Source organism: Ramlibacter sp., assembly GCF_036676645.1.
Lineage (GTDB): Bacteria > Pseudomonadota > Gammaproteobacteria > Burkholderiales > Burkholderiaceae_C > Ramlibacter.
This window is the reverse complement of the sequence record NZ_JAKFCM010000113.1, coordinates 1-16,260: the sequence shown is the minus strand read 5'-3', so window position 1 is coordinate 16,260 and position 16,260 is coordinate 1. Positions and strand designations below refer to the sequence as shown.

Sequence of the window (16,260 nt, the reverse complement as noted above, 5' to 3'; positions counted from 1 at the left end):
CGCGGCCGCGTCCGGCGCGGGTTGCTCAGTCCGCGCCTTCCCGCAGCCGCGCCTGCAGACCGGTGTGCCGCTCGGTACCCCGGGCGATCGCCGCGCGCAGCGCGTCCTCGCCGGCGAACAGGTCCACCCGCTCCCGGGCGCGCGTCACGCCGGTGTAGAGCAGCTCGCGCGTGAGCACCGGGGATTGCGCCGCCGGCAGCACCAGCAGCACGGACTCGAACTCCGAGCCCTGGGACTTGTGCACGGTCATGGCGAACGCGGTCTCGTGCGCCGGCAGACGCACCGGCGCCACCGCGCGCCAGCCGCCGCCGGCCTGCGGGAACCAGACCTGCAGCACACCCTGCGCATCGGGCAGCGCGAGGCCGATGTCGCCGTTGAACAGCTGCAGCGCGTAGTCGTTGGCCAGCACCATCACCGGCCGGCCGGCGAACCAGGGCGAAGCGCCGCCGGCGCGCCGCAGCGCGTCGGGCAGGCCGGCCAGCGCCGCGCGCGCCTGCTGCGTGAGCGCCTGGTTCAGGGCCTCGACGCCCTGCGGCCCCTCGCGCACCGCGCACAGCACGCGGAACGAGGCGAACGCCTGGCTGGCCGCGTCGACGTCGTGCGGCGAGGCGAGCAGCGCATCGAAGTAGCGCTGCAGGCCGGCGCGCGCCAGCGCGACTGCCTGGGCACCGCTGCCGGGTACGTGCCAGGCGACGCCCGCATCGGCGCCGGCGTGCAGCCAGGCCACGGCCGGGTCGGCGCGGCCGGCGTTGATGAAGGCCGCCAGCTGCCCGATGCCCGAACCGGCGTCGAAGCGGTAGCTGCGCTGCAGCCAGACCACGCTGTCGCGCAGGCCGGTGTGGCCCGCGTCTGCCGGGTCCGCCTCGCGGCTGCCATCGGCGCCCGTGGCCGCGCGCGGTGCCGGCGGCCGGATCGCACCCGCCGGCAAGCCGCAGGCGGCTTCCAGTTCGCGGCGACAGGCGTCGCCCAGCGAAGGATCGGCGCACAGCTCGGAGAAGACGGCGCCGCTTTCCACGGCGGCGAGCTGGTCCTTGTCGCCCAGCAGGATCACGCGAGCGCCCGGCGGCACCGCTTCCAGCAGCCGGGTGGCCAGCGCCAGGTCCAGCATCGAGGCCTCGTCCACCACCAGCACGTCCAGCAGCAGCGGGTTGGCGGCGTCGTGGCGGAAGCTGCCGCGGCCCGGGTGGTAGCCGAGCAGGCGGTGCACGGTGAAGGCTTCCGCGGGCAGCCGCTCGCGCACGCGCGCCGGGAAGCCGGCAGCGCGCTCGCGCAGCGCCTCGCCCATGCGGGCCGCGGCCTTGCCGGTGGGGGCCGCCAGCACGATGCGCGCGTCGGGCTGCTGCTCCAGCAGGCAGGCGAGCAGCCGGGCCACGGTGCTGGTCTTGCCGGTGCCGGGACCGCCGCTGACGATGGCCAGGCCGTTGCGCAGGGCCAGGGCCGCGGCGACCTGCTGCCAGTCGGCCTCACCGCTTGCCGCACCCGGCGCGCGCGGGAACAGCGCCGCCAGCCGCTCGCGCAGGTCCGCGGTGACCGGCTGCGGCGCACGGCCGGCCAGTTGCAGCAGGCGCCGGGCCAGCCGGTGCTCGTAGTCGTAGTAGCGGTGCAGGTAGAGCCGGTCGCCGCCATCCAGCACCAGCGGCTGCATGCCCGGCACCGGCGGCTGGGCGACCACGCCGGACGCGAGCAGCAGCGTGCGCAAGGCCGCGGCATCGGCGCCCTCGCCCGCCACCTGCGCCAGCGGCACGCAGGCGTCGCCGGAGCTGGTGGCCAGGCTGGCCGCAGCCGCCGCGCGCACGGCGGCTGCCGCCGCTTCGGCCGAGGCGCCCGCCTGCAGCGACCAGCGCTGCACGTGGGCGGCGAAGGCGGTCGCCAGGCGGCGCGCGGGCGCGGAGCCGGGCCGGTCGTCGTCGTCGCGGATCACGTCGCTGCTCCCCGGGGCTGCCCCAGCATGGTCTCGAGCGCCTGCACCAGCCGCAGCGGCGGACGGTCGAAGTGCACGCCCAGCGGCTGGCCGCCGGCGCTGCGCCAATCGGGCCGGACCCCGCGCACGAACAGGTAGTGCGCGCCGCCGAAGTGCCGCTCGTAGTCGTAGCCCGGCAACCGCCGCTGCAGCCAGCGGTGCACCGCCACCGTGTACAGCAGCAGCTGCAGGTGGTAGCCGTTGTCGTCCATGGCCTGGCGCAGGGCCGCCGGCTCGTAGTCGCGCGCCTCCCAGCCGAGGTGGTTGGACTTCCAGTCGAGGATCCACCAGCACCCGCCGTGCGCGTAGACGAGGTCGATGGCGCCGTGCAGGTAGCCCTCCAGCACCTGCCACGGCAGTTCCGGGCCGCCGTAGCCGTGCTCGCGCAGCAGCGCCTCCAGCCGCCGGCTGTCCAGGCCGTGCGAGGCCAGGTTGAACGCGAACTCGGCGCGCGTGCGCGCCCGCGCCACCTGCGCCAGCGCGAAGCCCTGCCCCAGCGGCGTGTGCAGCACGTCACCCATCATGCGCAGCACCATCGCGGCGTAGGGCGGCGCCTCCCGGGTACCGCCGGTGCGGCCCGGCGGGTGGCGCCGCAGGGCGGCCTCGATCGCGCCCGGCCAGCCCTGCGGGTCGCCGAAGTCGGCGTGCTCGAACACGGCGTGCAGGCAGGTGCCCTCGCGCGCACCGCTGGGGAACCGCAGGATGTCGTCGTCCGGCAGGCGCTCGCGCGCCACGCGGCCGGCTTCGCGGCGCGCGGCCAGCAAGTCGTGGTCGACGGCCGCGCGGTCGTGCTCGGCACCGCGCACCAGGCCGCTGTAGCTGCCCAGCCGCCAGCCGCCGGGCAGCGCCGGTGCCGGCAGCGCCGCGATGCGGGCCGGCTCCAGCACCGGCGGCGACAGCGGCACGCCGGTGCCGGCCGGCAGGGGCTCGATCGCGATGTCGCCGGGGTGGTCGGCGGCGAGCCGTTCCCAGGCCTGCACGATCTCCGCCAGTGCCGTGTTCCGTTCGCGCCAATCCTGCGGCGCGACGCCGGTGCCGGCCGCCAGCCAGTTGAGCGGGTTGCCGCTGCACTCCCTGGGCGAGGTCCCGCGCCCGGACGGGCGCAGGTAGCCGCCCACCACCAGGTAGCAGCGGTGCACCGCCCGGGTCAGCGCCACGTAGACCAGCCGCAGGCGCTCGGCGTCCTTCTCCGCCTGGATGCGCGCCTTGACCGCCGCATCGGCTTCGCGGTAGTCGATGACGTGGTGGCCGTCCTCGTCGTGGTACTCGCAGCCGGGCAGGCTGCCGTTGCCGCCGCCCGGGCTGCCGTCCCACAGGTAGGGGCAGAACACCACGGTGAACTCCAGCCCCTTGGACTTGTGGATGGTGAGGATCCGGACCAGGTTGCGGTCCGACTCCAGCCGCACCTGCGTCGCCTCGGCCTCGCCGCCCTCGCGCCGCTGTTGCTGCAGCCAGCGCAGCAGTGCCTCGGGCGAGGCGTGCTCGCGCGCGGCCTCGTGCAGGCACTCGGCCAGGTGGCGCAGGTTGGTCAGGCGCCGCTCGCCGTCGGCGCGCGCCAGCATGCGCGGCTCCACGCCCTCCTGCACCATCAGCTCGCGCAGCATGGGCGCGATGCCGCGCCGCAGCCAGGCCAGCCGGTAGTCGGCGAAGCGCGCGGCCCATTCGGGCAGGCGCGAGCCCTCGTCCGCCAGCGCCTGCAGCTCGGGCGCCGGCACGCCCAGCAGGCCGGTGGCCAGCGCATGGAGCAGCAGCCCCTGGCGGTTGGGCTGCAGCACCGCGCGCAGCACGTCCTCCAGTTCCTGCGCGTCGACGCTGCCGAACACGCTGGCCTGCGCCAGTTCCACGCTGCCCACGTTCAATTGCGCCAGTTCGGCGCGGATGCGGCTGCCCTCGGCATGGCTGCGCACCAGCACGGCGATGTCGCCGGCCTCCAGCGGCCGGTTGCCGTGTCGCACGCCGTCGCGCGCCGCCAGCAGGCGCGCGATCTCGGCGGCGCAGGCCTGCGCCACCGCCAGCTGCGCCGGCCCCTTGCCCATCGGCTCGCCGTCCTGCGGCGGCAGCGACCACAGCTGCAGCGGCGCGCGCGCAACGCCCGAGGTGTCCTCGAACGGCTTGCGTGGCTTGTCGCCGGCGCTCACCGGGTGGTAGTGCAGGTCGTCCAGCATGAAGGCGCGCGGGTTGCGGCCGAACAGCCCGTTGAGCGCGCGGATCAGTGCCTCGCTGGAGCGCTGGTTCTGCGCCAGCGTGTACTCGGCCTGCGCCACCGTGCGCGCCTGCAGGTAGGTGTGCAGGTCGGCGTTGCGGAAGCTGTAGATCGCCTGCTTGGGATCGCCCACCAGGAACAGCGTGGCCTGCGGCTGGCCGCCGTACACGGCGCGGAAGATGCCGAGCTGCAGCGGATCGGTGTCCTGGAATTCGTCGATCAGCGCGGCCGGGTAGCGCTGGCGCAGTTGCCCGGCCAGGGCGGTCGCCGCATCGTGCTCGCCGGGGTCCGCCGGCACCAGCTTGCGGTGCAGGTTGGACAGCATGTCGTCGAACGCCAGCACCCTGCGCTGGCGCTTGAGCTCGCGCAGCGCCTGCCCGCCGTCCTGCAGCAGGCGCCGCAGTAGCTCGAAGCGCGCGGCCTGCAATCCCGCCTGGAAGCGTTCCCACAGCCGCAGGAAGACTTCGGCCTGGTCGAAGAAGGCATGCGGCCGGCAGGGCGGGTGGTTCTTCTTGGGCTGGAACTTCGACGCGGTCAGCAGCTGCGCCTTCTCGCCCAGCTGCAGGCAGGCCATCACGCGGTTGGCGGCGAACACCGTGTCCCAGCACGCGGCGGCCTGGGCGACGGCGTCCGGCTGGTAAGCCGTCTTGTGCAGGCTCTCGCGACTGGCTTCCACGCAATCGAGCACGGCACGGCGCTGGGCCTGCCACAGCGCGCGCAGCTCGTCGTAGGCCCGCTGCACGTCGGCGAACTCGACCTCCGCACCATCGGCCGGCCGTGGCCACTGCACCCGCGACAGCGGCTTGGCGGCATGGCGTTTCAGCAGCCCGGCGAACAGCTCGGGCGAATCCCTGCAGGCGAGCAGCCAGGCCGCCAGCCCCGGCGCCAGCCCGGGCTGCGCCACGTGGCGGCGCCAGAAGTCGCGCGCCGCCTGCCCGCGCAGCTCGCGGTCGTCCTCCAGCATGTCCTGGCGCAGCGGCAGGCCGGCGCTGAAGGGCGTGTCCTCCAGCGCGCGCTGGCAGAAGCCGTGGATGGTGTGGATCGCCGCCTCGTCGAAGCTGCGCAGGGCCTGGGCCAGCCGCTGCGCCGCCTCGGATTCGCCGATCGCCAGGCTGGCGCGCAGGCGCGTCAGGAAAGGATCGTCGGGATCGGCGGCGCGGCCTTCCAGTGCGGCCAGCACGTCGGCGAGGCGTTGGCGGATGCGGTCGCGCAGTTCGGCGGTCGAGGCCTTGGTGAAGGTGACGACCAGGACCTGCTGCACCGCCAGCGGGCGCTCGCGCCGCAGCAGCAGGCGCAGGTACAGGCCGCAGATGTTCCAGGTCTTGCCGGTGCCGGCCGAGGCCTCGATCAGGCGCACGCCGTCGAGCGGGCAGGCGAAGACGTCCAGGGCTTCGGGCGTGCCGATGCCGGGATCTTGCGTGCCGGGCGTGCGTGTCACAGGCCGGTTCATGCCCCCGCCTCCGCCGTCCACTCGCGCCACTCGCTGCCGCCCAGCAGCGGCTCGAACACCGCCCGGGCGAGATCCTCGAACTCCTCGTCCAGCGGATCGGGATCGCCGCGGAACGCCAGCCGGTACGAGGGCTTGTCCTTGTCCCCGGGCCCCGCGTGGCCGCGCCAGGCACCCCGCGCCGCCGACATCGACCTGGCCACCAGCGCGCCGGCCGGCCGGGGGAAGAAGCGCAGCGGCTGCGACAGCCCTTCCCGGTAGCCCTCGAGCAGCGCGGCCAGCTGGGCCCGCGCCTGTTCGTGCGGCAGGGCGTGGAACTCGCGCACCCCATCGCGGGCCACCCAGAGCGTGGCCGGCTCGATGCCGGCGGGCGCCAGCGCGCACAGGAACAGGTGCTCGACCCAGGCCTGCACCTGGTCGCTGGCGCGCTCGTCGTCGTAGCGCCAGGCCACCCGCCCCCTGGGCCGCAGGTCGGCGAAGCCGCCTTCCACCGCCCAGTCCTCGTCGGCCAGCCGCAGCGCGACGCGCCCGCCCTGCGCCGGCAGCGTGGCGTCCTGCGTCCATCGGCGCACGGCGGCACAGAAGCCCTGCAGGCGCAGCAGCTCCGTTGCCAGCTCCTCGGCACCCAGCACGCCTTGCGGCAGCTCGGTGCCGGCCAGCGCCAGTTGCCGCGCCTGTTCCAGGTCCAGCCGGCCCTCCAGCAGGCCGGGCAGCAACCGCCGGGCCAGCGCGGCGCGCCCCTGGAAGCTCACGAGCAGCGGTTCGTCGTCCACCAGTTGCTGCTCGTCACGCGGCAGTTCCAGCCGCAGGCGGCGCTCCAGCACGAAGCGGCTGGGGTCGCGCCAGAAGGCCACCAGCTCGCGCAGCGGCACGTCGCGCCACTGCGCTTCGGGTGGCGACAGCGGACCCGTGAAGAACGGCGGCACGGTTTCCTCCACCTCCTCCTCGTCGGCGTCGCCGGTCGTGACATCGAGCGGCTGCGGGTGCCCGGCAGCACTGGCGCGCAGTGCGCGCGCCAGGTCCTCGTCGAAGCTGCGCAGCCGCGCATCCGGCGTGTCCTCGCTGAAGGCTTCCGGCGCGAAGGGCTGCAGCGGGTGCTCGACCACGAGGCGTCGTCGCGCCGCCGCCAGCGCGTCCGCGCCGGGGCCGTCGGCCATGCCGGGCAGCACCACGTCCAGCAGCTCCGACACCAGCACCGAGGGCGGCAGCACGGCGTTGTCGCGGATGCTGCGGCCGGTGTAGCTGACGTAGAAGGACGCGCGCGCCGCCAGCAGCAGGTCGAGGAAGGTGTTGCGCTGGTCGGCCCCGCGCTGGCGGTCGCCGGGCCGCGGGTGGCGCGCCATCAGGTCGAACTCCGCCGGCCGGTCGGCGCGCGGGAAGGCGCCGTCGTCCATGCCGATGGCGCAGACCACCGGGAAGGCGAGCCCGCGCAGCGTGCTCATGCCGGTGAAGGTGACGCGGCCGGTGGGCACGCCGCCGCGCGCCGGGTCCTCCAGCGCGGCCTGCAGCGCCTGGCGCAGCACCACCGACGGCACCGGCTCCGCGACGCCGGCACCCTCCATCGCCTGCACCACTTCGTCGATGGCGCCATGCAGTTCGACCACGTCCTCCGCTTCGCGCCCCGGCGCATCGATGAAGTGCTCGACCAACTCGTGCAGCAGCGTGCGCCAGGGCCCCGGCGGGCGGGCCTGCGCCAGCTGCCGGCGCAGGGTGCGCAGATGGTCGGCGAAGGCCTGCAGCGCGCCCAGCGGCAGCACCGCCGAGCCCTCGGCCCGCCCCGCGGGCAGCACCTCGCCCAGCACGCCGTCCGCGCCATCGGGCAGCGCATAGCCGAGGAACAGGCGTTCCATCCCGTCGGCCAGGGTGTGCCGCGCCGCCGGCAGGTCCTCGCTGCGCAGGTGCTCCTCGTCCAGCGCCCAGTGCACGCCGGCCGCCTGCAGCCACTCGTGCACCTGCTGCAGGCCGGCTTCGTCCAGTCCGAAACGGCGCGCCACCACCGGCTGCTGCAGCAGGCCGTGCAGCTCCGTGGCGCTGCAGCGGGAGGCGGCCAGGGCCAGCACGTCCAGGAAGGCGCGCACCGGCTGGCTGGCGCGGGCCCGGCCCAGGCCGGTGATCTCGAAGGGGATGCGGCGCGCGGCCGGCACGCTGCCGAACACCGCGTCGATCAGCGGGGCGGCCGCCTCCAGGTCGGGCGTGACCACCAGCACGTCGCTGGCGCGCAGTTGCGGATCAGCCTGGAACAGCCCGAGCAAGTGGTCGTGCAGCACCTCCAGCTGGCGGGTTAGCGAGTGGCAGGCGTGGACCTCCAGGCTGCGGTCGCCCTCATGCCATGCGAGGCTGCCCGGCTCGATCTCGTGCAGGTCCAGCATCGCGTCCTGCAGCTGGCCGAGCAGGGAGGGCGTGGCGGTCGGCTGGTAGTGCTCGTGCGGCTCGCTGTCCACCGGCTCGGCCTGCAGCAGCGCGTCGAGCTGCGACTGCGCCTGCCGGCCCCAGGACACCAGCAGGCGCGGGCCCTCCTCGAAGCTGTCGATGCCGCGCGCGCGCAGCAGCGCCTGCCGGCGCTCATCGACCAGGTCGAACCAGTACTCGCGGCAGGGGTTGAGCACGTACAGCCGCACGTCCATCCAGCGGCTGAGCTGCTGCAGCGCCCGCAGGTACAGCGGCGGGATGGACGACAGGCCGAACACGTGCACGCACTCCGGCAGTCCCTGCGACGAGCCGGCGCCGGTGCCGCCGGCGGCGAGCTGGCGCACCAGCAGCTCGAACGGGTGCTCGCCCGCCACCTGCATGTCGCCGGCGATGCGCTGCCACAGCGCCGCCTGCCAGTCCTCGTCCTCGCCCAGCTCGCCGGTGGGGCCGCCCTGCTGCCAGCGCAGCAGCCAGCCGTCGCGGTAGGTGAGGTACTGGCCGAGCAGCGCGGCCACCCGCCCGGCCAGTTCGTAGCGCATCGCCTCGTCGGCGCCGGCCGCGGCGATCCAGGCCTGCAGGCGGCCGAAGCGGCTCACGAAGCCGGGATCGCGCAGCGCCCGGTACACGCGCCAGGCGAGCTGCGCCGGTTCGAACGGCGACTCGGCCTGTACCGGCAGGAAGCGCGCCGCCTGCTGCCACAGCCACTGCGCCAGGAAGGCGGATTCGGCATTGGCGCAGACGCCCTCGCGGTCGGCGATGGCCAGCGTCAGCGCGCGCCGGTGCGCGATGCTGGGCACGACGATGGGGTCGCTGCGCAGCGGATCGCCGCCGCCGTCGCCGAGCCGGGCCAGCAGCTGGTCCAGCAGGCACTCGTGGCGGTTGGAGAAGTGCAGGTGCAGCATGGGCGGTGCGCGCCTAGACCACGAACGCGGCTTCGCTGCCGCTGCGCGAGGCCCGCAGCTCCAGCCGGGCGTCGATCCAGTCCTTCAGCTCGGCCACGTGCGAAATGATGCCGACCATGCGGCCGGCCTGCTGCAGGTCCTTGAGCGTGCGGATGGCGAAGTCCAGCGCTTCGGGGTCCAGCGTGCCGAAGCCTTCGTCGACGAAGATCGCGTCCAGCCGGATGCCGCCGGCATGCGACTGCACCACGTCCGACAGGCCCAGCGCCAGGGCCAGCGAGGCGAGGAAGGACTCGCCGCCCGAGAGCGTGCCGACGCCGCGCGCGCTGCCGGTGTAGTGGTCGAACACCTCCAGGTCCAGCCCGCCGGCCGAGCGCGCGTCCGCCTTGTCCTGCCGGCGCCGCATCTCGTAGCGGCCGCGGCTCATCACGCGCAGGCGCTGGGTGGTGGCATCCAGCACCTCCTCCAGCAGGGTGGCCAGCACGTAGCGCTGGAAGGACATGCGCTGTGCGTTCTGGCCGCCGGCCATGTCGGACAGCGCGCGCAGCACGCCGTGGCGCTGCTCCAGCTCGGCGAAGCTGGTGGCGATGGCGACCAGTGCGTCGAGGAAACCGGTGCTGACCTGCAGGTCGGCCTGCGCCTGGGTGACGGCCTTGCCGGCGGCCAGGCGCTGGTCCTGCGCGTGGCGATGCGCCTGCTCGAGCGCCGGCAGGTCGGGGCGCGACAGGCCCTGGGCCTGCAGGGTGGCGCGCTGCAGGCGCTCGCATGCGGATTGCAGGCGCTGCTCGTGGCCTTCGATGGCCGCCTGCAACTGCTGCAGCGCCGCTTCGTCGAGGCGGGCCCGTTCCCAGGCCGGTCCGTCGGCGAAGCCGGCCTCGCGCAGCCGGGCGGCAAAGTCGGTCGACTTCGCTTCCTGTCGACGCTGCGCCTCGGCGCAGGCCTGCGCGCTCTCGCCGGCCTGCGCGACCAGCCGCGCCACCTCCAGCGCAGACGCGTGGGCCGCCTGCGTGGCCTGGTCGATGGCCTGCTTCAGTTCGCTGCGTCGGGCCGACGCCGACTGCAGGGCCGCGTCGAGCGCGCCGGGGTCGGCCAGGTCGGCCGGCACGCCGTCCTCGCGCTCGCGCCGGCGGGCTTGCGCGGCCTCCAGTGCCTTGTCGGCGACATGCAGCGCCTGCTGGGCAGCCTTGGCGGTTGCTTCGGTCGCGGTGGCCTTCGACCGCGCGGCCGGCAACTGCTGCTGGCCGGCATCGAGCGCTTCGCTGGCGGCCTTGGCGGTGGCCAGCGCGGCTTCGGCCTGCTGCACCTGCGCCTGGAGCGTTCCGGCCGAGGCCTGCGCGCCCAGCGCGCCCTGCAGCGTGCGGGCCTGACCCTGCAGTTGCGCATGGTCTTGCTGCAAGCCGGCGAGTTGCCCTTGCGCCGCCTGCCAGGCGGATTGGGCCTGCTCCAGCGCCGCATCGGCGCGCGCGAGTTCCTCGTCGCTCGCTGCGGGACCTTCGGCGTGCGCGGGCGCCGGATGCTCGTGCGAGCCGCACACCGGGCAGGCCTCGCCTTGCGCCAACTCGCGCGCCAGCCGCGCCGACTGTCCGGCCAGCCAGAGCTTCCAGGCCTGCTCGCGCGCCTGCCTGGCTTGCACGGCCCGCGCCTGGGCGGCCTGCACGCGCGCGCCCTGCTCTTTCGCCTGAGCCGCCGCCCGATCGCATGACTGCAGCAGCCGCTGCAATTGCAGGGCCCGCTGGTGCCCTTGCCGGGCCTGCTCCAGCGCCATCTGCGCGGCTTGCAACGGGGCGGCCAGCGGGCGCTGCGCCTCGATCGCGGCCTGCAGCTGCGCCAGCGAGCCGGCCGCCCGTGCCGCCGCATCGGCGGCAACTTGCGCGGCCTGGGCCGCCTGCTGCTGCTGCACCGCCGCCTTCTCGTGCTCGCCGCGGGCCTGGGCCAGCGCCGCCACCCGCTCCTTCGCCGCTTCGAGCCGCGCGATGGATGCGGCCAGCCGATCGAGTTCAGCGCCGCGCGCGGCCTGGCGTTGCTGCTCGCTGCGGGCCTGTTCGTCCTTCGCGCGCGCCGCCGCGAGTTGCGCCTGCCGCTGCGTCGAAGCAGCCCGGGCCTGGGTGAGTGCCTGCTGCGCTTCGCGCAGCGCCTGTTCCCAGGGCTGCAGGCCGGCCGCCTGCAGGGCCGCGGCCAGTTGCTTGCGCCGCTGCGCCCATTGCGGCGCCTGCGCCTGCAGCACCGTCGCTTCGGCCTGGGACGCATCGAGTTCGGCAAAACGCCCGGCGGCCTGCCGCCCCGCGGCGAACAGCGCTTCCGCCGCTTCGGCCGCCTGCAGCGCGGCCTGCTCCTGCTGCTGCAAGGCCGCCAGCGCCGCGTCCTGACCCGCCCGGCGCACCTGCAGCTCCTCGGGATCCGCAGCGCCGGCCTGCGCCAGCAGCGTGGCCCGCCGGGTGCGACAGGCCTCGAGTTGCGCATTCAGTTCCGACGCGGCGCGCTTGAGGGCGTCCTCGATGCGCTTGTACAGCTCGGTGCCGAACAGCACCTGCAGGATCTTCTCGCGCTCGGCCGAGCTGCTCTTGAGGAATTCGTAGAAGCGGCCCTGCGGCAGCACGATCACCTGGCGGAACTGCCGGCTCTCGAAGCCGAGCAGCTCCACCACCTTGTCGGTGACCCGGTTCCAGCCGCTGGCCAGCGCCTCCTCCTGCAACGCATCGCCCTCGCCTTGCAGCCGGTGCAGCTGCGCCTGCGCGGCCTGCCGCACTTGGCCGCCGCCGCGGCGCGCCGGCCGCGTCTGCTCGGGCACGCGCAGCACGCGGTAGCGCTGCTCGCCGAGCTGGAAGTCGAAGCGCACCCGGGTGAGCCGGTCCGGCGCCGCGTGGTGGCTGCGCATCTGCCCGCCGTCGCGCTCGCCGCCGGAGCTGTCGCCGAACAGCGCGAAGCACATGGCGTCCAGGATGCTGGTCTTGCCCGAACCCGTGGGCCCGTGGATCAGGAAGAAGGTCTTGCCGCCCAGCCGGCCGAAGTCGATCAGCTGCGTGCCCGCGAACGGGCCGAACGCTTCCATGGCGAGGACCAGCGGCTTCATGCGCCCTCGCCGTCCTGCTGCGCGCGGATCACCGGCTGCGCGCAGGCCTGGAAGGCCTGCAGCTGCGCGGTGGCCAGCTCCTCGCCCTGCAGGTCGCGCCAGAAGCCCTTGAACAGCTCGGCCGGATCGAGCCGGCGGTGGTCGCGCACGGCGGGCGCGGTGCCGCCTGCGGCGGCGGCCTCGTGCCGCGCGAAGCGGATCTCCATCAGGTTGGGATAGGCCTCGCGCAGGCGGCCCAGGGGATCGAAGACCGGGCCGGGGTCGGTGAGCTGCGCGCTGAGGTAGTCCTCGCGCGGGCCGTTGGCATCGCGCCCTTCCAGCAGCTGCTGCAGCGTGCCGCGCAGCACCCGCACGTCGCGCCGCGCCGAGAGGCGGTGCTCGGCGACTTCGCAGCGGCCGTCGGCACCGACGCGCACCACCGACACGCTCTTGTCGTGCCCGGCTTCCTGGAACGAGTATTTGAGCAGGCTGCCGCTGTAGCGCACGCGGCCGACCGCGTCGGCCCGCTGCGGGCGGTGCAGGTGGCCGAGCGCCACGTAGTCGAATCCCTCGAAGGTGTCGGCCGGCACCGCGCCGGAGCCGCCCACGCTGAGCGGCCGCTCGGACTCCGATTCGCTGCCGCCGGCCACGAAGGCGTGGCCCACCAGCACGTTGCGCAGGCCCGGCTCGAACGAGGCGCGCAGCCGGCCGATCACGTGCGCCATGGCGCTGGCGTGGTCGCTGACCGCCTCGCCACCGGCCAGCCCGCGGGCAAACGCCGGCTCCACGTAGGGCAGCGGGTGGAAGGCGACCTGCTGGCCGCCCTGGCCGAGCACGACCGGCCCGAGGTGATCCAGCCCGCCGCGCACGAACAGGCGCTGGCGCTCCAGGATGCGGCCGGAGAAGCCGATGCGCTCGGCGCTGTCGTGGTTGCCGGCGATCAGGATCACGGCGATGCCGTGCTTCACGACGAGCTGCTCCAGCGTGTCGCCCAGCAGGGCCACCGCCTCGGCCGGGGGCACGGCGCGGTCGTACACGTCGCCGGCGATGACCACCGCATCGACCTGCTCGTCGGCGGCCAGCGCCACCAGCTGCTGCAGGACGTGGTGCTGGTCGTCCAGCAGCGAGGCGCCGTGGAACCAGCGGCCCAGGTGCCAGTCGGCGGTGTGCAGGAATTTCATCGGGCGCCTTCGATCGCTTGCAGGTCGCGGATGCTGGTGCGTGCGAGGCTCACCACGCGAGCCTGCGGCTGGGAATGGGCGGCGGGGAGCTCATGGGTACTGCACGGCGCCCGCAGCTCAGCGGTGCGCCGGGCGATTATCAGGCGCGCGGCGCGGGATGCGACCCCGGGAGTCGACCGCTGCATGAGCTTATTGCCTACCGCCTATACTTGGGCTCATGTCCGCCCGCGCAGCGCTCCTTCCCACCGGTGCCAGCGCTTCCATGAGCCGCATGGAAGCGCTGCTGCCCGCGCGCGCGATCCGCACGACCCATAAACCACTTCGCTGCCTGGCCGCACTTTCCCCGGCCCGGCGGTTGCATTGACCACGTCACACGCACACCATTGACCGTCGGGCCTGCACCAGGTGCGGTATCGATTCGGCCCGGAGCTCCCGGCCGCGGTTGACAGGAGTGCTTCGATGATTGCAATGCGCCAGGGCGGCTTGCGCACGGCCCGGGACCCCCGACGTTTTTCCCCCTGCTTCGCAGCCGCGCAGCGCGCGCCGGCGGCAACCCGATCTGGAGGACGCTGACGATGGAAGGCCTGCACCTCACTGCCGATCTTTTCGACTGCAACTGCGAGCCGGCGCTGATGATCGACGCCGACCGCCTCGCGCAGCTGTGCAGCTCGCTGACGGTGGCCGCCGGACTGACGGAAGTCGCCCAGCGCTGGCACACCTTCCCCGACTACGAAGGCCAGCCCGGCGGCGTCACCGGCACGCTGCTGCTGGCCGAGTCGCACCTGGCGATCCACACCTGGCCCGAGCGCAAGGCGGTGACGCTGGACGTGTACGTCTGCAACTTCACCGACGACAACTCGGGCAAGGCACGCGACCTGATCGGCGGCCTGCAGCAGGCCTTCCGGCCCGGGCGCGCACAGCGACAGCAGCTGCAGCGCGGCGGCGAAGTCACCGGCACCAGCGAGACCGAGCTGGTGCTGGAGCCGCTCAACGAGCAGAGCGTCTTCGGCTTCCGCTTCGACCGCCGGCTGCTGTCGACCCGCACGGGCTACCAGCAGCTGGAACTGCTGGAGTCGCGCCAGCTGGGTCGCACGCTGCGGCTGGACGGCCGCTTCATGACCTCGGAGGCCGACGAATTCTTCTACCACGAGGCGCTGGTGCATCCCGCCGCGATCGCCCATCCCGCGCCCGGGCGCGTGCTGATCCTGGGCGGGGGCGACGGCGGCGCGGCCGAGGAAGTGCTCAAGCATCCTTCGGTGCAGCGCATCACGCTGGTGGACCTGGATCCGGGCGTGATCGAGATCGCCCGGCGCGAACTCGCCGCCATCCACCGCGGCTCGCTCGACGACGGGCGCGTGCAGGTGCTGTGCGAGGACGGCGATGCCTTCGTGCGCACCACCGGCGAGCGGTTCGACCTGGTGCTGCTGGACCTGACCGACCCGGAGACGCCGGCCGGCCCGATGTACACGCAGGACTTCATGGAGAGCGTCAAGCGCGTGCTCGCGCCCGGCGGCGCCGTGGTGCTGCACCTGGGCGCGCCGTTCTACGAGCGCGAGCAGGTGCGCGGCCTGCTCGCCTCGCTGGAGAAGACCTTCCGCAAGGTGTCGCCCTACGGCCTGCACATTCCGCTGTATGGCGCCTACTGGGGCCTGGCCGTCGCCTCCGACGACCTGGACCCGACGCACGTGTCGGCTCCGGAGGTCGCCGCGCGCCTGCACCAGCGCGGCGTCGGGGACCTGCAGTACTACAACCCGCAGGTGCATGGGGCGCTGTTCGCGCTGCCGAATTTCTACCGGGCGCTGGCGGGCGCGTGACGGCCGGCGCGGCGACGGAGTTGGCGCGCACGTTGCCGGGAGGCGGCACGTAGAACTACCTAAAAGCATTCACCCATGACAGCCGGGCAGGCGGCTCCCAGACTGTTGGGCTGCACCGAGCCACCGGGGGAATCCCATGACCCACACCTTCCGACCCGCCCGCCTGCTTGCCGTGGCGATCACGGCGCTGGCGGCCTTCGCCGTCCATGCCGAGATCGTCATCGGCCAGGTGGCGCCGCTCTCCGGCGTGCTGGGCAGCACCGGCAAGCAGATGGTGGTCGGCGGCGACATCTACTTCAAGCACGTCAACGCCACCGGCGGCGTGCACGGCCAGGCCATCAAGGTACTGGTTGCCGACGACGGCTACAAGGTCCCCGAGACGGTGCGCCTGACCAGGGAGATGCTGGACAAGCCCGAGGTGGTGGCGCTGTACGGCTTCGCCGGTACCTCCAACATCTCGCAACTGCTGGCCGACAAGGTGCTGGAGCAGGGCGGCGCCGCGCTGGTGGCGCCGTACACCGGCGGCGAGCCGCTGCGCAGCCCCTTCAATCCCTGGATCTTCCACGTGCGCGCCGGCTATGCCGACGAGGCCGAACACATGGTGGCGCAGCTCACCACGCTGGGCATGAAGCGCATCGCGGTGATGTACCAGGACGACGGCTTCGGCAAGGCCGGACTGGCCGGCGTGGAAGCCGCCGTGGCCAAGCGCAACCTGCAGCTGGCCGCCAAGGCCGGCTACGAGCGCAACACCGACAAGGTGAGCGAGGCCGTCAAGACCATCAAGGCCGCCGACCCGCAGGCGGTCATCATGGTTTCGATCAACAAGCCGACGGCGGCCTTCGTCAAGCAGTACCGCGAGGCCGGCGGCGGCGCCCAGCTGTTCAACATCTCGGTGGTGGACCCGGCCGAGATCGTCAAGCTGGCCGGCGTGAAGTACGCGCACGGCCTGGGCATCAGCCAGGTCGTGCCCTATCCCTACACGCCCAAGCTGGCGGCGATCCGCGAGTACCAGCAGCTGCTGAAGAAGTACGCCCCGGGCGAGCACATCAACTACACCTCGTTCGAGCAGTTCCTGGGCGCCAAGGTGCTGGTCGAAGGCCTGCGCCGCGCCGGTCCCAAGCCGACGCGCGCCAGGGTGATCAAGGCGCTGGAGAGCATCAGCAACTTCGACCTGGGCGGCCTGGTGGTGAGCTACGGCCCGCAGGCGCGGGTCGGCTCGCAGTTCGTCGAAGTGACGGTGATCGGGGCCGGCGGGAAGCTGCTGAAGTAGGCCCTCAGAGCGAAACCGCCAAGGCGCG

The 16,260-nt window shown here is 73.7% G+C and carries 7 protein-coding genes; 2 read left to right on the top strand and 5 right to left on the bottom strand.

Translation table 11 applies throughout. The features are described 5' to 3' along the window. Positions 1-25: 25 nt before the first annotated feature. From recD to V6M57_RS17695, 5 genes are read right to left on the bottom strand one after another with little or no spacing between them, the layout of a single operon-like run. Positions 26-1,921 (bottom strand): exodeoxyribonuclease V subunit alpha, encoded by a 1,896-nt coding sequence (gene recD / locus V6M57_RS17715; protein WP_332816327.1) that lies wholly within the window; start codon positions 1,919-1,921, stop codon positions 26-28. After that, positions 1,918-5,613 (bottom strand): exodeoxyribonuclease V subunit beta, encoded by a 3,696-nt coding sequence (gene recB, locus V6M57_RS17710; RefSeq protein ID WP_332816326.1) that lies wholly within the window; start codon positions 5,611-5,613, stop codon positions 1,918-1,920. Before recB ends, recD begins: the two co-directional genes overlap by 4 nt. Further along, on the bottom strand, positions 5,610-8,921 hold the full coding sequence (gene recC / locus V6M57_RS17705) for an exodeoxyribonuclease V subunit gamma (RefSeq protein WP_332816325.1): 3,312 nt from the start codon (positions 8,919-8,921) through the stop codon (positions 5,610-5,612). The genes recB and recC overlap by 4 nt, the downstream gene beginning before the upstream one ends. A gap of 13 nt (positions 8,922-8,934) precedes the next feature. Next, complete coding sequence (locus V6M57_RS17700) at positions 8,935-11,988, bottom strand: SMC family ATPase (protein ID WP_332816324.1); 3,054 nt, start codon at positions 11,986-11,988, stop codon at positions 8,935-8,937. Further along, a complete protein-coding gene (locus V6M57_RS17695; protein WP_332816323.1) occupies positions 11,985-13,148 on the bottom strand; it encodes an exonuclease SbcCD subunit D in 1,164 nt (387 codons plus the stop codon). Before V6M57_RS17695 ends, V6M57_RS17700 begins: the two co-directional genes overlap by 4 nt. A 575-nt stretch (positions 13,149-13,723) precedes the next feature. Between V6M57_RS17695 and speE the strand changes: the two genes are divergently transcribed. Both speE and V6M57_RS17685 read left to right on the top strand, forming a co-directional pair. Further along, complete coding sequence (speE, locus tag V6M57_RS17690; RefSeq protein WP_332816322.1) at positions 13,724-14,962, top strand: polyamine aminopropyltransferase; 1,239 nt, start codon at positions 13,724-13,726, stop codon at positions 14,960-14,962. A 136-nt stretch (positions 14,963-15,098) separates the two neighbouring features. Further along, positions 15,099-16,232, top strand: a complete 1,134-nt coding sequence (locus V6M57_RS17685; RefSeq protein ID WP_332816321.1) for an ABC transporter substrate-binding protein — start codon at positions 15,099-15,101, stop codon at positions 16,230-16,232. The last annotated feature ends 28 nt before the right edge of the window (positions 16,233-16,260 follow it).

What these genes read in the sequence shown, in the direction of transcription:
- recB (WP_332816326.1), bottom strand. Translation starts at nt 5,613, where the DNA reads ATGAACCGGCCTGTGACACGCACGCCCGGCACGCAAGATCCCGGCATC.
- recC (WP_332816325.1), bottom strand. Translation starts at nt 8,921, where the DNA reads ATGCTGCACCTGCACTTCTCCAACCGCCACGAGTGCCTGCTGGACCAG.
- V6M57_RS17700 (WP_332816324.1), bottom strand. Translation starts at nt 11,988, where the DNA reads ATGAAGCCGCTGGTCCTCGCCATGGAAGCGTTCGGCCCGTTCGCGGGC.
- V6M57_RS17695 (WP_332816323.1), bottom strand. Translation starts at nt 13,148, where the DNA reads ATGAAATTCCTGCACACCGCCGACTGGCACCTGGGCCGCTGGTTCCAC.
- speE (WP_332816322.1), top strand. Translation starts at nt 13,724, where the DNA reads ATGGAAGGCCTGCACCTCACTGCCGATCTTTTCGACTGCAACTGCGAG.
- V6M57_RS17685 (WP_332816321.1), top strand. Translation starts at nt 15,099, where the DNA reads ATGACCCACACCTTCCGACCCGCCCGCCTGCTTGCCGTGGCGATCACG.